A 19,849-nucleotide genomic window follows, 5' to 3' on the forward strand; every position below is an offset into this window, starting at 1 on the left:
CAAGGATTTATCATAGATGTTTTTTTATTTTATTTAGTTGTAAAATTATTCAAGTATTTTTGCACTATTATAGCTAATAGAAGAGTTGATTACTATGATGAATCTATGCCTATTACTACACAAGATTCTGAAACTCTTAAAGGTTTTGCAGGAGCATCAGGAAAAATCGAAGGAGTTGTGCGTATTTTAACAAATCCTGAGGAAGGAGAAAACCTTAAAAAAGGCGAAATCTTGGTTGCGTCAACTACTAATGTTGGATGGACACCTCTTTTTCCTAAGGCTTCAGCAATAATTACTGACATTGGAGCACCGTTATCCCATGCTGCTATAGTAGCCAGAGAGCTTGGTATTCCAGCTGTTGTAGGATGTGGCAATGCGACTACAAGGCTTAAGACAGGAGATAAAGTTATAGTTGACGGCGGTCATGGAGTGGTACAAATTTTAAATAATTGATTAAAATAAATTTACTCTTACCTATCAAGCTCAATGTTCCCAAATGACGTATTCGTTGACTTAAAGCCACTTTGGAGCGCTGACCCAGATGTAAAGATTTATAGCGTAGCATAATTTCTTGAAACATAACGTAATTTATCCGTGCATCACTATTTGATGCACGGATTTTTTATAAGAATAGCTAGACCAAATCACCTTTCGTATTTGTACCTTCCTTTTTGAGCTCACCCATTATATATGTATTTTTCTTTATAATCCCTAATACTTTAACATTGTGCAATAATTTACTTGACATCTTATATTTTCGAATAGTTTTTTTTAAGTTTCACATAATAAGAATTAAATGAGTTAATATGTTATTTATTATAAGGAACTTGAAAGGTGGATAATCTAATGAAAAAATTTATTGCTATATTTTCTATTTTTCTATTTTTGTCATTTAATATAAAAAGTCCAATTGTTATGGCACAACCTTTAAATAAAACCTTGTCTGAAGGTATCTATAGAATGAAAGACTTAGACTTAATGGAAAATATTATATACAATATTCAAAATGGCTCTTCCGCAACCATTTTTATGATCATAATAGATGATAACGAGCAGATAATAGAATCACGTCGCTTGCCAGCAAACTCAGCTAAATACAACATTGGTCCTTTCAAATATGATGATAAACTTGTAATATTAGGTCCAGGTTCAATAACCCTCACAGAGTAATAGCATCAAACTACTTGAAGTATACAAGGATGGTTAGCCACAGATGCTAATGCTAGAAAAGATACTATAAATTTTAGTATTCTAAGAAATGTACACTCAATGTTCGAAACTTTTCCACTAGAACAAATAAATTCAGCGTATGAAAAAATGATGACTGCTAAGGTTTACTTTAGAGCTGTTTTAACTACGGAATAGTTTAATTAGAATTTTTTTTATAGAAACAAATTCAATAAAAACTACAAACTATATGTTTCTTTTCTTCATTACAAAGACAATACTACCTTTCAGTTTGAGATAGTATTGTCTCATTTTCTTACAGTAATTTAAATATAATTAGGCTTAAATTTCTCTACTTCCACACAATCAAAACTTTACTTTTTTATATTTTCATTTACTTTTTCTGCTGTTTCTGTCACGCCGGATTCAGTTGCATCTGCTCCTGTTGTTTTATCTCCTGAAGTATCAGTTCCAGCTACATCTGTTGCTACTATTTCAGCCGATGTAGTTTTATCTCCTGTCATCGCGATTTCCGTTTTCTCTATTCCTGCTGTTTCATCTACTGTTACTGCCGCTCCTGTTGTTGTCTCAGTTTTCGCTATTTCACTTCCTATAGAATTGCTATTAAGTACTATATTCCTGAACTCGGATGCTCCATTCCATACATTTAATCCAAATTTCCCTGTTGTATAATAATCTTGAGTTATATCACATACCTTTTTACTATTTATCCAATAAATAATATGATCTCCATTTAGCTCAACTTTTAAATGATATCTATTATATTGTGCTTCTGGAACATCACCCTCTGCAAATGTAACCTCTTTCATGCCGCCAGTTCCATCCGGAACTTGTCCAAACAATCTATAATGACCCCATTTTCCAACATTAGCTATAATTCCTCCATCTCTAAAGTAATTATCGCCTTGAGCAAGTAATACAACTCCTGCTACATCACCATTTGCTGGATTTTGATTATGCCAGTCACCTAAAATTTTAGAATCTGTATCTAAAATATAAGTTCCTTGGCTTGTATCTATATTCTGGTCTGAAATTGCAAAACCATTGTTGTTCTTGCCACCATCTACTACATAACTATCATCAGAAACATGTAAGTCTTCTGGTGTATTATCAAAAGTTAAACCTGAACCTGAAACACTTGTTTCAGTGCTTGGAGTATTGTTTTTAAGGGTTACATTTTTAAATGATGTAGATCCTCCATAAACATTTAATCCAAATCTTCCTGTTGTAAAATCTTGATTAGTATCGCAAACTAATTCGTTATTAATCCAATACTTAATATGTGTACCATTTACTTCGGCTCTTAATTTATATATATTATCTTCTGTTTTTGGAACTATACCGCTATTTAAATCTTTAACTGTTGGATTGCCATTTGCATCAAGTCCTGTGAATTCAAATACTCTATATTCTCCATTTTTATTTACATTTGCTATAATAGATCCTTCTTTTGGATTTGCAGTTTGAGATAATAGCACAAGACCTGCAGTATTTCCATCTGATACATCTGCATTAACTTCTAATGTGGATGCTACTTCACTATTATAAGTTTGCTCTGCTACCGCAAATCCATCGCCTGAACTATTTCCTATATAGCTATCATCCTTTACATACCAGTCTCCAACAGTAGCAAAATTAGTTAAACTTGCAATTATACTACTTGGGTTACTATCATATACGTTTATATTAATTGTTTTCCTTGACTTTTGATCCTTAGACACAGCAGTTAAAGTTGTGCTTCCTACACTTCTTGTTCTAAATGTTGTTTTTTCATCATCTTGACTTACAATTTCTAAGACATCATGATTAAATTCCCAAGTAACACCTTGCTCTGCTGTTTCTGGAACCGTAGCTGTATAAATAGTAAATTCATCACCTACTTTTTTGCCTAGATCACCTTCACTCAATGATACTAATGCAGAATCTTTACCAGCAACCTCATTATTCCAAATACTACTTAATGGGTAATATTGAATTGTAGCTATTGAACTTCCACCAACTGAATATACTTCAACGCCATCACTAGAACGATTAGGGAAAATTTGAGCTGAACCAGTTACTTCACCATTGTTTCCATACACTTCTACTGACGCTGCATCTACAAAAATGTGTAATTGGATCTTGCCATCAGATGTTTTACCCATCTTTTGACTATAAGCTTGTAAAAATTTATCTGCACTTGGTGACTTTCCTGATTTTGAACGGTCAAGTGTTACTTCTTCAGTTTGAGTATTATATTTAACTATAGTTTCCTGATCTGCAGATTTTCCAACTCTTAATTTAAATCCAACTTCTGTTGTATTTTCATCTGGTGCAAACTCTGCTACAATTTCATATTGGCTACCTGATAAATTACTCATAACATTAGGCTGATCTGGAGAAATTGTAACATTATTAAAAGTCGTAGTTGATTTACGTAAAGTTTTATATTCGTCTATTGGTTGTTGTATTAAACGAATTCCTGCATCTGTGTTAACTAATTTTAATTCAGTTTGTAAATCAAAAGATCCATTAAAAGTCTTTGTTATAGGAGCAACATTATTACAGTAATCCCAGTTATTCATCCAATTAATCATAATTCTTCGTCCATCTGGTGTACCGTTTTCATTCGTACCATAATAAGTTTGGGCAGCATATGAGTCTTTAGCAAAATTCATAGGTAAATGTTCATCATTATCAGTAACGAATTTCCATACGCCATCTACTTCTTTGAAATCTCCAACTCGATAATATCTGCCACCTTCACTTAATACCCATTTATATGTTCCAGTATCTCCAACTTCTAATTTATATATATCTGGACACTCTGTTTGAATTTCATCTTGCATTCCTTCTGGATGCCAATCTTTTAAATTATCTGATGAGAAAAATCTTAATGGACCTCCTGCTACTACCATAAACCATTTTCTAGCTTCTTCATTATAGAATACTTTAGGATCTCTAAATGCAGAATTATTTAATGGATCACTTTCTGCTGCAATAACAGGATTACCTTCATACTTAATCCATGTTCTTCCATTATCCTTACTATAAGCAATACTTTGTTTTTGTCTTTCTGCACCATTATCCATATAATCTTGAGTATAAATCGCGACTAATCCTCCGCCTGCAATTCCATCAAAGAAACCAGTAGTATTATCCTTATCTATAACTGCTGATCCTGAGTAAATTGTTCCACCATCGTCTGGTGCTAAAGCAATAGGTAACTCTGTCCAATGAATCAAATCTTTACTGACAGCATGTCCCCAATGCATTGGCCCCCATACTGAGGCATCTGGATTATACTGATAAAATAAATGATATTCTCCATTAAAGTAAACCATTCCATTTGGGTCATTTGCCCAAGCTTTAGCCGGGGAATAGTGATACTGTTCACGATAATTTTCTAAATAATTAGTTGAAGTACTCGAATCAACATCTTTATTAATACTCTGATTAAATATAGTCGTAGCCGATGCAAGTGCCATTAATGCTGAATCTATATCTTTTTGCGTAGAACCTGTATTATCTGAAACTGCTTGTGCTGCATCAATAGCTGCTTTAAATATGACCTTTGATCCCACTGAATATTGCCCTACATCAGTTCCTTCTACTGCCGCTTCATATTTTGTTTTTGCAATTGTTATTGCATTTATTAGCGCTTCTTTATTAACTTGAGTGCTGCTGCTACCGCTGCTACTATGGTGAGACTTTCCACTACTTGTAGTACTTGTTGAGTTGCTTTGGTCGCTAGCTGTTGTTGTATTTGATTTATTATTATCTGATGTTTTATCGCTGTTACCTTGAGTACTTGTTTCAGCTACTTTAACTCCATTTGAATTAAATGTCTTAGTTGGTACTAAATCTGAACCTATTGCTTCTCCACTCTGTGCAAATGTATGAGTTGTTCCATTTATTGTTATGTCTCCAACCCTCATAGCTCCTGTAGCTTCATCTAAATAATAAGTTTTTCCATCTATTTTTACTACTCCAGTTTGCATTGTTCCTGATGTATCTGAAAAATACCACGTACTATTATCACTAATCCAGCCTGTCTTCATTGCTCCTGATGGCTGCATATAATACCATGTACCACTATCATTTACCCAGCCTGTTTTCATTGTTCCTGAATTATCTAAATAGTACCACGCGCCATTATCGTTAACCCAACCTGTCTTCATTTCTCCTGATGGTTGCATATAGTACCATGTACCACTATCATTTACCCAGCCTGTTTTCATTGTTCCTGAATTATCTAAATAGTACCACGCGCCATTATCGTTAACCCAACCTGTCTTCATTTCTCCTGATGGTTGCATATAGTACCATGTACCACTATCATTTACCCAGCCTATTTTCATTGTTCCTGAATTATCTAGATAGTACCACGCGCCATTATCGTTAACCCAACCTGTCTTCATTTCTCCCGAATCACTTAAATAGTTCCAATTCCCTTTATTTTGTATCCAAGCTGCTGATGCACTTACTGAAGTAAATGTTGCTGTTGTCATGGTTGCAACTGTTATCGCTATTAACTTTAACTTTAATTTTTTCATTTTTTTACCCCTTTTATCATTATTTTTTAGAAGTGTTTATCCTTTGATTCTATAAATATAATTATTTTAGTAATGTTAAATTTGTACTTCATAAGAATTTACTATACTATATGAACTCCTCTACTTTAGGCAACGTTTACTTTACGATTAAATTCACTATATAATCATGAGAATATTGTTGTTAATACAAGTATAGACTACCCTACTAATTTAATTAATGTTAGACTTTTAATCTATAATATTAATTAGGTAATCTATACTGCTATAATAAATTTCAATTTAAAATGGTTTACTTAAAATAAGATTATGAATTAATGTTTATTGTAATATTCCAGACGCAACTCCTAAAATCCCTACTGCGAACAATCCAAAGATTATTAATAATGGATTCACGTTCTTCTTTAATAGATACATACATAAAAATGTTAGTAAAAGTGGAACTAATCCTGGCATTAAGCTGTCTAGTACACTTTGAATAGTTGTAACTACTTCTTTTCCATCAGCTTGTGTATATTTAGAGAGAACAAAAGGTATATTAACAGTTGTCCATTTTGAAACAAGACCACCTATAACAAGTAATCCAAGTACTGAAGCACCTTCTGTAAGATATCTAAGCTTATTTCCTCCCATATCAGCAACTAATTGAGTTCCTTTTTCATATCCATAGAACATTCCATACCAGTTTGTTGCAAGTCTTATTGCATTGAATCCTATGAAGAAAATTAATGGTCCAATTATGCTTCCTGTAAGTGCAAGTCCTGCCCCTAATGCTGCAAGTACAGGTCTTAGTGTTCCCCAGAATATTGGATCTCCAACTCCAGCAAGTGGTCCCATAAGACCAATCTTAACACCACTTATTGATCCCTCATCTATATCTGCCCCATTTGCCTTTTGTTCTTCCATGGCTGCTGTTATTCCCATGATTGGCGTTGCCATAAATGGTTGTGTATTAAAGAATTCTAAATGTCTTTTAAGTGCTGCACTTAATTCGTCACCTTTATATAATTTCTTCAAAGCTGGAATTAATGTAACACAAAAACCTATTGCTTGCATTCTTTCAAAATTAAATGATCCCAATAAGAAATTTGAACGAATAAACATTTTTACTATATCACTTTTATTTAATTTCTTTTCACTCATTATTTTATCTCCTTTCTGTAATTACATTAAGTCTGAATCATCGATATCATCAATACTTCCAGTTCCAGCTACTGCTACTTTACCTTCATTAGCTATTGATTTGATATGGAATATTGCTGCAATAACACCTACAGCACCAAAACCAATTAAATTGAAGTTTGTAAATGCTGCTAACAAGAATCCGATAAAGAAGAATGGTAGTAATGATTTACTATTCATCATATTCATTACCATTGCATAACCAACAACTACTATAAATCCACCTGACACTTGAAGCCCTCTTGTAATAACTTGTGGTATAGCTGCAAGCGCTGCATTTACTGCATCTGTTCCTGCAAGTACTCCTACTATGGCTGCTGGTATAGCTACACGTATTGCTTGAAGTGATAACCCTAGTATATGACACATTTCTATCCCTCTTGTGTTACCCTTTTCAGCATATTTATCAGCTAAGTGTTGGAAAAATACAGTTATTGTTCTCACAAATATAGTAAGAACTTGTCCTGCTGCTGCTATTGGTACCGCTACTGCTATACCTGCTCCAATTGATTGTTTACCGATTATAACAAGTATTGCTGAAATTACACTTGCAAGCGCCGCATCTGGTGCCATAGCTGCACCAACATTCATCCATCCTAATGCTAACATTTCAAGTGTTCCACCTAGTATAATTCCTGTTTTAATATCCCCTAGTACAAATCCAACCAATGTACACGCAATTATTGGTCTATGAAATTGTGCCTCATCAAGTACACTTGCCATACCAGTAATTGCTGCAACTATTACTAATAAAATTAATTGTAAAGTGCTCATTTATAATTCCTCTCTTTCTTTTTTTAATTTATATAAAAAAGTTTTTATATACTTATATAAATTGTAATTCTTTTAATCTGTCCATTAAGTTTATCTTAGTATCTTTTGCTAGTTTCCTTACCTCTAATTCGATACCTTTTTCATTAAGCTTTTTAAACGCCTCAATATCAATATCATTCATGCATAATGCATTTGTAACCTGTTTATCACCAGCCTTATAGCACATCCCTCCAACGTTTACAGATTTAATAGGTACTCCGCCTTCAACCATCCTTAATACATCTGTAGGGTTTGTAAATAAAAATAAAGTTTTAAAACTGTCAAATTTAGGATTATTATATGCTTCAATTGCTTTTGCTATTGGAAGCACATATGCTTTTATTCCTGGAGGTGCTACTTGAATCACTAATTGTTTTCTTAAGTCATCCGCTGCAACTTCATCACTGCAGGCAAATATTCTGTTACACCCACTCTCCTTAGTCCAAACTGTCGCTACTTGTCCATGTATTAATCTGTCGTCTATTCTTATAAAGCTAATTTCCATTTTTTATCTCCTATCTTTCAATTTTTATATTTACTTAAATTGCGATTATCATAATATTTTACAAACAATTTATATAATTTCTTCATCTTCATCTATATTGATATTTTTAGTTAAAACCTTTATAGCCTCTTTTCCAGAGTTTTCTGCTACTCTTAACAATTCTGTTATGCTTGAAAAATCTCTACTTCCTAGAACCTCTAAAATCATTGGCAGATTAACACCTGCTACAATTTCCATATTCTCATGTTGCATTGCAATTATACTTGCCGCATTAAATGGACTTCCTCCAAACAGGTCTACCATAAATAGTACTCCGTCTGTTGAATCTAACTCTTTTATAAGAGTGTTATATTTTTCTACAAGTGATTCAATTCCTTCACCTGGTTTAAATGTAACGGCACCTACATTTTCTTGATCTCCAAAAATCATTTCTGCTGATTTAAGAATTTCCTCTGAAAATATACCATGGGTACCTATAATTACTGAGATCATTACTCTATCATCCTTTCTTGCTACATATATTATTTTCATACTTATATACTTAGCAATTCCCATGCCAATCAAGGATGTAAATAAAAAAATCATCCATAAATAAGGCTATAACTACCTTTTCTGATACTTAAATATTTTTAATTACACTATGAATTTAAGATTTACATACTTCAAATCACATTTAACACAGTTTATTAAATAATTTTGTAGAATTAACACACATGTATATAAAAATTAACTGCCACTAACACACGATCCTTTTAGATCCATGTATTAATGGCAGTTAACTTTTATATTTCGTATTTTTAAGTCATATTTTTTTTATATATTACGATTAAGTTTGTAAATCCTAGTTTTAATCGAGCACTCAGCTTAATGGAGTTTTAAGCTTAAAATTATTATCACAACATATATACTAATTTAAATTTAATTTTAAGTTTTAGTCAAAGTCCTATGCTAAACCAAATTTCATTTAATAATATCAGCAATATAATAAATTTCATCATCTGTTAGATTTATTGATAATGCATTTTTGAAAATCAAACTCGCTTCCTTCAATGCTTCTATAGTTTCTTTGTGAAAATTTATTTTGTCATCATCATATACTAATCCATTATTCAGTACCATTCTTTCTAATGCGCATGCAACATGAAACATGATTCGTAATTTAACTGGATTTTCAAAGTTTACACTCAATAACCTTTCAGTAATATTCAAAAATTCATCTAATAGAGAATAAATTTTTTTTGGATTAAGAAATGTTATAAATTCAGCAATAGTTTGCGTACAGAGATTTTCAAATATTATTTGCTTATCTCCCGTATTTTTTATAGTTTCTATCTTTTTGCCTTTGATAATACTTATTAATATATTCTCCCCTGTTCCATCGATTAATTGTTCTATAGATATAAATGGAATTCCAAGATTAGGATTTGCAATACCTATAATAGCCAAAATATTATTTTCTTCCTGAATCTTCTTAATTGACTTAGTTAAGTTCTTAAGTCCAAGTGAAATAATATTAACATTCTTAACACCTATATTATTTGTAACCATTTCTACCAACTCCTTAAGCTTTATAGCTGCCCCTTTTCCAGTAGAACATACAGTAATTATAACCTTATTTTTTTCCTTAGTTTCTTGAATTGCCTGCGTGTTAATATTATTAGTGTATCCCCTAAAATCAGTAAGTAAATACGAATATACTGAATTTAAATCAACGTCACAAACCGAACACTTTCTAACAGCTTCTAGAACTAGTGGAGTTGAAACCATATCAATACTTTTTATGTTTATCCCTGTTTTTTCTGTAATAACATCTGCAAAACTGTTTAACGATCCCATATCTACTAAAAGCAATACGCCTTTTCCCTCATCAACTTGCTTAACTTTTTCTATAACATTTTCTAAAACATCCGATGGTGATCTTTCAAGAGGCATATCAACAGCAAGAATATTATCAGCTTCAAATAGCTTTTTAGCTACACTAACCATGCTAGTTGCAATTCCTGACCCATGTGATGCTACTACAATTCCAACTCTTTCTTGACGAGATGATTCTCGTATTGAATTTAATAATAATGCTAAATATTCAATCTCAACATTAGGTATACTTAGATTAAAGTTCTTCTCAATGAGTGCATGAATTTCTTTAGCAACCTCATATTCTTTACTTTCAATTGATATCGATAAATCAATATTGGACTCATAAGAAACAGTATTCTTCTTAATCCTATTAAATAGTGCACTAAAATGAAGGCTTGTTGCATAAATAAATCTTTCATTTAATTTTCTATTCAATCTGTTTTCTGCTAGTATTTTTATCTTTTCTGAAAATTCCACAATATTTTTATCAACAATCTTTAATAGGCCTTCTCTACGACTTATATCATTGTTGAATCGATCATAGAATTGTTTTAAGTGAATGCTAATATCTGTAGTAATAAATCTCTTTATTTCTTCATCATTCATGCCCTCTTCTTGAAGCACAGAAGTTTTACTCTCTATTATTCTATAAATATTAAATGGTGTTTCATAATCATCTGTTTCTAAAAATTTTCTATTTCCATCTGGCTGAATAGTAATATTATTAGGAATCATATTCCATATAGTCGTTTTATCTTTAGTTTGATTTCCAAAAGCTAATATTCCACTTTTTATATTTGGAGGTAATGTACTTAAATTTATTTCAATATCCTTATTTGTGTTAATACAATTAAAAAATCCCTTTGCACAAACCAATTGTATATTAGATTTTAGCTGTCCGACATTTCCGTAATTAGTGCTGCCTATGAGAGCTTTAATTGCTTCCGAAGAAATCTTAATAGTTTTGTTCACTCTCTGTGCTTCTTTGGAAAGTAAATATTGTACAAGCTCCAATTTTTCATTAATAGGTCTTTCATCAAAAGGTGGAATAGTTATTGTTATAGGGATTCTTCTAATAAAAGTCTTAAGCAGCGTAGAATTTGGATCCTCTGTTGTAGCTCCAATTAATAGCACATTTGCTTTATGCTGTCTATCTGTTTCGCCTAATTTGTTATAGGTTCCCGTATCCATAAAATAAAATACCATTTCTTGCCCTTCTGGAGGTAATCTATGTATCTCATCTAGAAACAATATACCTCCATCAGCTTTTTCAACTATTCCTTCCTTTTCTTTTTCAGCTCCTGTAAAAGCTCCTTTGACATGTCCAAATATATGTGATAGAAGAAGTTGAGGATTATTAGAATAGTCAGCACAATTAAATATTATAAATGGCGAATCCTCTTGTGACTGTTTTATATTTCTATAGTATTTGTACATCATATTAGCAAATAAACTTTTACCAACACCAGTACTACCGATTATTAGAGTATGCAACCCATTCGGTGGATATAATAAAGCAGCCTTTGCTTGTTCTATTTGATTTTTCAAACTTGTATTAAATCCTATTAACGAGTCGAAAGGTGATTTATCTTCTTTATCCTCTAACAAATTGATAAAATCATTAATTTCTATCCCCTCTTCACATTCATCATTTAAGTTCACATTTAATATTCTAATAAACTGTTCTCTATCAAAATATAGAACAGGTCTATTCCTAATTTTAATTATTTTCCTTTCCCTACAAAGAACATTAAGATCTCTAGAAGCATTGCTTCTTAATATTCCCAAGTGTTCAGCAACTTGCTGAGCACTAAATCCCTTGATTTTAAATAATTTTTCTTTAGTAAATTCCCTAGAATTTGATAATATATACTTATAAATCTTATCAATTTGCTTCATAGCATTATCACTTTCCTCTAATCCCTAGTTTTAATTTTTAGTACTTATCCTTATATATCCAAAGCTATAAATAACACTTCTATTCAATTTTCCAACTAAGTACTTACTTAATTTCTTATTTAAAGCAATTATTGTGCCAAACAAGAGTGTAAATAAAGCATATTATAATAAATTTAAGCTTAAACCAGCTTCACTTAATAAAAATATTTACTCTTTACACTCTTTTTTTAATTTACACAATACAGATTTTCATTAAAATAAATTTCTTACTTCACTTAAAATAGGCATTGATGCTATTGCTCCATAATTTGTACATGTAATAGCACCTACTTTATTTGCAAATAAAATTGTGTCTTTCCATTCTTCAGAACTTATATTTTGTTTATTTTCAATATCAGATACTTGTTTTAATACTGCTCCAACAAATGCATCTCCAGCACCAGTTGAATCTACTTGCTTAATTTCAATGGATGGAATTATTTCATGTTGTCCATCAACACTTAAGTATGTTCCTTCAGATCCTAGCGTAATAGTTACAACCTTAACGCCTAATTCATGCAATTTATTAACTCCTGCTGTTATATCTTTTTCTTTAGTTAATAGAAATAGCTCTTCATCACTTAGCTTAGCAAAATCACTTTTTCTTATGAACTCAACACTATCTTCAATAAACATTTCTAATTTATCTGGTGTTATTAATGCATCACGATAATTTGGATCAAAAGATACATATATATTATTCGATTTTGCATATTCTAATAATTTAAAATATGTTTTCTTTAATTCACCCTCTAAAAATCCTGTAGCAGAACCAAAATGAAGGATATCCGAGTTAGTTATTTTTGATAAGTCAATATTATTAAATGAATATTCTCCATCACTGCCTCTTAGAAAATCAAAATTACGCTCACCATTTGCATCTATGCCGACTAGTGCTATTGTTGTACTACCTTTTTCTACCGCCATTTCAGTATTTATATTTAAATCTTTTAACAATTCTATTAAATGTTTTCCAAAGTAATCGTCGCCAACTTGTCCTAAAAAATAAGCATTTCCATCTAATTTAGAAATACATGCTGCAACATTTGCTGGCGCTCCACCTGCTTTTTTCTCAAACTTTTCTCCATCTTTTAATCCTTTATTATCAACACAAACCATGTCAATTAAAAGCTCTCCTATACAAAAAATGTTTTTACTCATCTTAATCCTCCATATATCTTAGTTTATCTTTATTAAACTATAGAAATTTGCTTTGGAAACTAATATTTATTTGAAATTTTCCACTTATCTATGTATTTAAAAGTGGCTAAATTATAAAGCCTAATTTAGTCACTTTTTTAAACACCTCTAAATATAATCCCTAATTTAAAACAATACTATGCTTTTCAATACTTACTTCTGCCTCCCCCTTAGCACAAAACGAGATATCTGTTGCATCTAAGTTAGTATAAAAAGTAGATGTCATTACTTGTTCACCATCATTTGCAAATATTTCAACAGAATATTTATCTATAATTAATCTTAGCTTAATCTTTCCATTTTGATTTCTTATATTCATTTCTCTCTTATGCAGTGTATCACCAAGTTTCCCTGAATAGCTTCTGTCAAATGAAACGATATCTTTTCTTGGATCAAAAGTAATTAATGTTTCATAGTCTTTATTTTTAGCGATTTTAATTATAAACTCTTCACAGTTTGCACCATCAATTTCTATAGTCATATCTAATTCTCGGCCTGATATTCCTTCTAATTCCACATTATCTTTAATTAATACATTCTCGTATTTAACAGAATTCTTATAGTAATTTCTAATTTCTCTAATTGGATTTTGGATTAATTGTCCATCTTTTATTGTTAGTTCTCTAGGAATGCTCATCATTCCGCACCACTTAAAGTCACTTGGAACAATATTATTTTCCCATGATTGCATCCATCCTATCATAATTCTTCTTCCATCTTCTGCTTCTAGAGTTTGAGGGGCATAAAAATCTAAGCCAAAATCTATAGTCCCATAATTCTCTCTATTAAACTTATGATTTTCCTTATCATATTTCCCAATTAAGTACACCGTATTATGTCCATTATGGAATCTTAGCCCATCTGCCTTTACTTCCATTGGTGAAATAATCATAATATTATTTCCATCAATCTTAAAAAAGTCTGGACATTCCCACATGCTTCCTATCTCATTTTCACTTCTATCAAGAATGCCAACAAAGTTCCATTCTTTTAAATCATTTGATTTATATAAAAGAATTTGTCCACTTCCATCAGCATGCCTGCTAGCTACTACAGAATAAAACCCATCATCTTCTTTCCATATCTTAGGGTCTCTGAAATCTTCTAAATTGCTACCTTCTGGTAAAGAATAACTTGTTATCACAGGATTACAAGTTAGCTTTTCATAATTTACTCCATCTCCAATTGCAATACATTGAGTTTGCCTAATTATATGAGCCCCATCTTCTTGAACTTTGTCCAACACACCAGTATACATAAGTATTTGCTTTCCATCTGACTCTACTGCACTTCCAGAAAAACATCCTCCCATATCATATTCCTGATCTGGCGCAAGAGCTGTTGGTAACTGCTCCCACTTTATAAAGTCCTTTGTCTTACTATGCCCCCAATGCATTGGTCCCCATTTAGTATCATATGGATGATATTGATAGAAAAGATGATATTGTCCTTCGAACTTTGAAAATCCATTTGGATCATTAATCCAGCCTATTGGTGAACATAGATGAAATGATGGTTTCTGTCCCTCCGGAATATGCTTTATAGCTTCTTCTTCAAAAACCCTTGCTTTATTTAAAATTTCACTACTATTTCTCACTATATTATTCATAATCATTTCCTTTCAATCGCCTTAAATATTATATAAGCGACCATTCAAGTCGCTTATATAAGTTTTTTATTTTGCAAAGTATGAATCTAAATATTTTTGTTTAATTTCTAATATTTTTGATAAACCTTGATTATCCATTTCTTTTAAATAAGAGTCCCATTCTTCATCTATACCACCATTTAAAATCCATTCAGCTTTCTTACGTTCTGTATATGCCTTTACTGCTGTTTCATATTGAGTAAGTTTTTCTATATCTTCTTGAGACATAAATACAGGTGGATAATTGTAATCAGCTTTCATATCTTTAACATAAGTTTTATGAAGTATATCTAATCTTTCTTGGGCATCATCTGGAGATGTTGTATACTTTCCATAATAACTATCAAGAACTGCTAATGGTCCTGAAACAAATTGATTTGCACGAACTTCCCATGGTGATGCTGTACCTAATTGTAAATGCTTTAAAGTTTTATTTTCTGTTAACTCAAATACATTTTGATTTTTCTCATCACCATATGTTCCCCAGTTATCTTGTATTGATTGAAGAGGATCATATAACTTATCTATCCATTTTGCTGTTAATTCTAAATTTTTATTTGCCGATGTTACAACACATCTTCCTAAATCAAACCCATATCCATTTGATCTAGTAGCATTAACAGTTCCATTAGGACCTGCAAGTGCTGGAAGTGGAATATAATCATCTTTATTCACAGCTACATTAGCTCTATCCCATGTGAAAAACATACCGTAACGATCATTTTTTCCTTTTGCTACAAAAGTATCCCACTTTTGAGTAAATGCTTCTGGATCTATAAGACCTTCTTCTTGAAGTTTATGAAGCCATTTTATGCCTTCTTTATATCCATCTTGAACTGTTGAATAAACAACTTTTTTATCATTATTTACCATATAATGATCTCCATTGTCTCCCAATCCAAAAGCCCCAAGTATAAATCCTGGATCTTCATTTCCGCCAACAGCATTAATAATAAATGACATTGGAATTACATCTGTTTTCCCTTCAGGGTGTTTATCTTTAAATGCTTTTAAAACTGTAACTAATTCATCAGTTGTTTTTGGTACTTGAAGCCCTAATTCATCAAGCCATTTTTTATTTATCCATGGAATATCTCCAACAGCTTGAATAGCTTCCTTTCCACTTCCTAATTCCTCTATCCATGGGAATGAATAAATATGGCCATCAGGTGCAGTAATCATTTTCTTATACTCTGGTTTTTCTTCTAGAACTTTTGATAAATTTGGCATATCCTTTGTTATTAAATCTTCAACTGGAATAATAACTCCTTGTTTTGAATAACGAAGTAAATCATTATTGTTCATACCAGCATTAAATACTACATCTGGAAGTGTATCTTTTTTTGATAATGCTAAATTCTTTTTATCAGGAAATTGATCATCTGTATAGCACGTCCAATCGATATGCACATTTGTTTCTTTCTCTAATCTTTGAAAAATAATTCTTTCATTTGGGTCTTGAGTCGAAATTGATGGCGCACTTGTAAGCATTTTTAAAGTAGCTGTTTCTTTTAATGGAAATGAAACATCCTTTAATGTAGCTGTATCTGTTTTCTTGCTTGAGCTACCACATGCTGTAAATGATAATACTGTTAACATAGCTAAAGAAATACTAACCAACTTTCTAATTTTATTTTTCCTCATATTATTTCCCCATCCTTTTTCTATATATATTTTTTTATCCCTTCACTGATCCTGCCATTATTCCCTTATCAAAATACTTTTGGAAAAATGGATACATAACTAGTAAAGGTAAACTTGAAACAACAATAGTGGAGTATTTTAGCAATTGTGCCATTTTAGCCATTGCTGCTGCACTTTGAACATCTGCAATCATACCAGGTCTTGGTGTATTTTGAATTAAGATTGATCTAATTACTAATTGCAGAGGTTGCAATTTAGTATCATCTAAATAAATCATAGCATCAAAGTAACTATTCCATTGAGCTACAAATTGATATAAAAGTAATACTGCAATAATTGGTTTACATACTGGAATCATTATTTTAAAGAAATGTGTAATATCACTTGCACCATCTATAGCAGATGCTTCTCTTAACTCTTTTGGTAAGCTTTGAAAATAAGTTCTTGCGAGTATAATATTCCATACATTAATTGCACCTGGAAGTAAAATCGCCCACACTGTGTTAAGAAGCTTTAGATTGTCAACCAAAAGATATGTTGGCATCAACCCTCCGCCAAAAAACATAGTAATAATATATAAAGTAGTAATAATTTTTTTCCCCACAAAATCTGGTCTAGATAATGGGTATGCAGCTAAAAGTGTGGCTCCAACTGAAATTACCGCATAAGCAGTAGAATAGAATACGGAATTCAAAAATCCTCTTAAAAGCATATCGTCTTTAAATACTCTTGTATATCCTTCTATTGACCATTTACTAAAATCAAATGTTATTCCTTGATTGTTTAATGTATTGGGATCCATAAAAGAAGCGACAACTATATATATAAGTGGTATAATAATAGCTAATACAAAAAGTATTACACCTACATAACCACTTATTGTAATAGATTTATCAGAAAATGATAATTTTTTGAATTTTTTCATTTTCATTTTCATATTCATCTTATATTCCTTCTCCCTCGTTTAATTTTTTAACAATTGAATTCACAACTATTAATAGAACTATATTAATAACTGAATTAAACAAACCTACGGCTGTTGAAAAACTATAATCTCCATTTAGAAGACCCATTTTATAAACATATGTTGGTAAAATTTCTGAAGTTGGTAAATTCAAATCTGTTTGCAAAGCTAATGCTTTTTCAAAACCTACGCTCATAATATTTCCTGCTGATAAAATAAATTGAATAACCATAATTGGCTTAATTGCTGGTAAATCAACATTCAAAATTTGTTGAAAAATATTCGCTCCATCTATAACAGCTGCTTCTGTTAATTCTTGACTTGCATTTGAAAGAGCTGCTGTATAAATAATTGATGCCCAACCAGTTGCCTGCCAAACTGAACTAGCTACATATATAGTCCGAAATGCACTAGGCATTGCCATAAAGTTTGTAGCAGTTCCAAAAAATTGATTAACTGGCCCAATCGGTGATAAGAAAACGATAATCATACCTGAAATTACTATTACAGAAATAAAATTAGGAGCATACAAAATTAATTGAATCTTTTTCTTAATTCCCTCACTCTTTATTCTTGCTAAAAGTAAAGCAAGTATAATCGGTAACGGGAATCCCCACAATATTCCATATAAACTTACCTTTAAAGTATTCATTAACAATGTCATAAAATCTGGGGAAGATAAAAATCTTTCAAAATGTTTTAATCCTACCCACTGACTATGGAAAACTCCCAAAATAGCACTATAATCTTCAAATGCAATTAGTACTCCTCCCATAGGAATATACTTAAAAATAATTAACAGTATTAGTGGCGGTAGCGTGAAGAACAGATATAATTGATAATTCTTTTTGATATACTTTAACTTACTATATATTTTAGAGTTCTTTTTATTAATAATAGGATCTCCACCATCTAATCTGTTAAAATTAAATCTTGTACTTTTTACCCCATTCAAACTTATTTCCCCTTTCATTTTATTATTTAGTTTTTTACATTTGTAACAAAAACTCAATTTACCTTTACAAATCCACTCTGCTTGTTAAGTCTTTTTTGTAAACCTTATCTTTAATTTATAAATAGATATTACCAGATTCCCATTACATTTGTCAATATAAATATTACATTTTATCATCATTATATTTTTACATTTGCACACAAAATATATTATATCTCTTTTTATTTGCTAGCATTTATGTATATATAATTATTTTATTTTACATTTGTCACTTCATTTGTTATACTAATGTCAATAACAATACTTAAAATATTGATATAGATTTTATATGACAAAGAAAGGAGCCTTTAATAATGCTAAATAAGAAAATAACGGTTCAAGATATAGCCGATGAATTGGGGATTTCAAGGAATACAGTTTCTAAAGCTTTAAATAATACTGGAACATTAGCAGAAGCTACAAAATCTAAAATTATTCAAAAGGCAATTGAAATGGGTTACAAACAATTTGCATATGTAAACAATGTATCATCCATTTCTCCCAATTCATCTTTAAATAAAGAAATTGCACTATTAACAAGCAGTATGCCAAACAGTTCCCATTTTGGATCTCATCTTTTATCAGGTTTTGAAGAAAAGATGAGCACTCTTGGCTATAGATTATCTATGTATGTTGTTCGTGATAATGAATTAAATTCCTCAAGCTTACCATCGAACTTTAAACCTGAGTTGGTTGATGGCATAATATGCATAGAAATGTTTGATAAAAATTATAGTGAGCTTATATGTGGATTAGACATTCCTACACTATTTATCGATTCACCTAGCACGCACAACAGTAAACCTGTAAATGCTGATATTCTTTTAATGGAAAATTTCCATAGTACTTATAATATTATTAAAACCCTAATTAATAATAATAAAACAAATATAGGGTTTGTAGGAGATATATATCATTGTGAGAGTTTTTACGAACGTTGGAAGGGTTATTGCTCTGCTCTATTAGATTCAAAACTCTCATTTGATATTAATAATTCTATTATCGAAAACGACAAAGAACCTTATGCTGATCCTGAATGGCTTGGGAACAAGATAATGAACCTTTCAGTTCTTCCTCAAGTTCTTGTATGCGCAAACGATTTTATTGCAATTAATGTCATAAGAGCTCTAAAACATAAAAATATTTCTGTACCTGATGATATTTTAGTATGTGGATTTGATGATTCAATGGAATCAAAAATAATTGAACCTCATCTCACTACTGTTAGTATCCCAAGTTATGAGATGGGAGATATTGCCGCAGATTTGTTACTTTCAAGAATAGATAATCCATCCATTCCATTTAGAACAATCCATGTTCGTACTTCACCTAAGTTTAGGGAATCTACTGGAAACTTATTTAATAAAATCAACTGTTAGCCAAT

General features: G+C 31.2%; 14 protein-coding genes. 3 read left to right on the forward strand and 11 right to left on the reverse strand.

The annotated features are described in order from the left end of the window. Positions 1-453 (forward strand): PEP-utilizing enzyme (locus L3B96_RS23740; RefSeq protein ID WP_238948728.1); only part of this gene is annotated, 453 nt, incomplete at its 5' end. Positions 454-846: 393 nt separating this feature from the next. Next, a complete protein-coding gene (locus tag L3B96_RS23745; RefSeq protein ID WP_238948729.1) occupies positions 847-1,170 on the forward strand; it encodes a hypothetical protein in 324 nt (107 codons plus the stop codon). Positions 1,171-1,541: 371 nt separating this feature from the next. Here the strand turns inward: L3B96_RS23745 and L3B96_RS23750 are convergent, their stop codons facing one another. The 11 genes from L3B96_RS23750 to L3B96_RS23800 all read right to left on the reverse strand — a co-directional run bounded on the left by L3B96_RS23750 (position 1,542) and on the right by L3B96_RS23800 (position 18,444). After that, positions 1,542-5,723, reverse strand: coding sequence for a GH32 C-terminal domain-containing protein (locus L3B96_RS23750; RefSeq protein WP_238948730.1), 4,182 nt, complete (start codon positions 5,721-5,723; stop codon positions 1,542-1,544). 318 nt (positions 5,724-6,041) lie between these two features. Continuing rightward, positions 6,042-6,863, reverse strand: a complete 822-nt coding sequence (manZ, locus tag L3B96_RS23755) for a PTS mannose transporter subunit IID (RefSeq protein ID WP_238948731.1) — start codon at positions 6,861-6,863, stop codon at positions 6,042-6,044. A 21-nt stretch (positions 6,864-6,884) separates the two neighbouring features. Further along, positions 6,885-7,676 carry a PTS mannose/fructose/sorbose transporter subunit IIC gene (locus tag L3B96_RS23760; protein ID WP_238948732.1) on the reverse strand — a complete coding sequence of 264 codons (792 nt, stop codon included), beginning with the start codon at positions 7,674-7,676 and terminating at the stop codon, positions 6,885-6,887. Positions 7,677-7,728: 52 nt separating this feature from the next. Continuing rightward, the gene (locus L3B96_RS23765) at positions 7,729-8,220 is read right to left on the reverse strand and encodes a mannose/fructose/sorbose PTS transporter subunit IIB (protein WP_238948733.1); all 492 of its coding nucleotides are present in this window, start codon (positions 8,218-8,220) and stop codon (positions 7,729-7,731) included. A gap of 69 nt (positions 8,221-8,289) precedes the next feature. Then, positions 8,290-8,712 carry a mannose/fructose/sorbose PTS transporter subunit IIA gene (locus tag L3B96_RS23770; protein ID WP_238948768.1) on the reverse strand — a complete coding sequence of 141 codons (423 nt, stop codon included), beginning with the start codon at positions 8,710-8,712 and terminating at the stop codon, positions 8,290-8,292. A gap of 468 nt (positions 8,713-9,180) precedes the next feature. Next, positions 9,181-11,976, reverse strand: a complete 2,796-nt coding sequence (locus L3B96_RS23775; protein ID WP_238948734.1) for a sigma-54-dependent transcriptional regulator — start codon at positions 11,974-11,976, stop codon at positions 9,181-9,183. Between the two features lie 252 nt (positions 11,977-12,228). Next, positions 12,229-13,176: a carbohydrate kinase gene (locus tag L3B96_RS23780; protein WP_238948735.1), complete on the reverse strand. Its 948-nt coding sequence runs from the start codon at positions 13,174-13,176 to the stop codon at positions 12,229-12,231. 160 nt (positions 13,177-13,336) lie between these two features. Then, complete coding sequence (locus L3B96_RS23785) at positions 13,337-14,824, reverse strand: glycoside hydrolase family 32 protein (protein ID WP_238948736.1); 1,488 nt, start codon at positions 14,822-14,824, stop codon at positions 13,337-13,339. A gap of 66 nt (positions 14,825-14,890) precedes the next feature. Next, positions 14,891-16,507: an extracellular solute-binding protein gene (locus L3B96_RS23790; protein WP_238948737.1), complete on the reverse strand. Its 1,617-nt coding sequence runs from the start codon at positions 16,505-16,507 to the stop codon at positions 14,891-14,893. A gap of 34 nt (positions 16,508-16,541) precedes the next feature. Next, on the reverse strand, positions 16,542-17,444 hold the full coding sequence (locus L3B96_RS23795; RefSeq protein WP_026886975.1) for a carbohydrate ABC transporter permease: 903 nt from the start codon (positions 17,442-17,444) through the stop codon (positions 16,542-16,544). 7 nt (positions 17,445-17,451) lie between these two features. Next, positions 17,452-18,444 (reverse strand): ABC transporter permease subunit, encoded by a 993-nt coding sequence (locus L3B96_RS23800; protein ID WP_238948738.1) that lies wholly within the window; start codon positions 18,442-18,444, stop codon positions 17,452-17,454. Between the two features lie 335 nt (positions 18,445-18,779). On the opposite strand from L3B96_RS23800, the gene L3B96_RS23805 reads away from it, so the two are divergent. Continuing rightward, positions 18,780-19,844 (forward strand): LacI family DNA-binding transcriptional regulator, encoded by a 1,065-nt coding sequence (locus tag L3B96_RS23805; RefSeq protein WP_238948739.1) that lies wholly within the window; start codon positions 18,780-18,782, stop codon positions 19,842-19,844. Positions 19,845-19,849: the final 5 nt, after the last annotated feature.

The organism is Clostridium sp. YIM B02569, assembly GCF_022320765.1.
Taxonomy (GTDB): domain Bacteria; phylum Bacillota; class Clostridia; order Clostridiales; family Clostridiaceae; genus Clostridium; species Clostridium beijerinckii.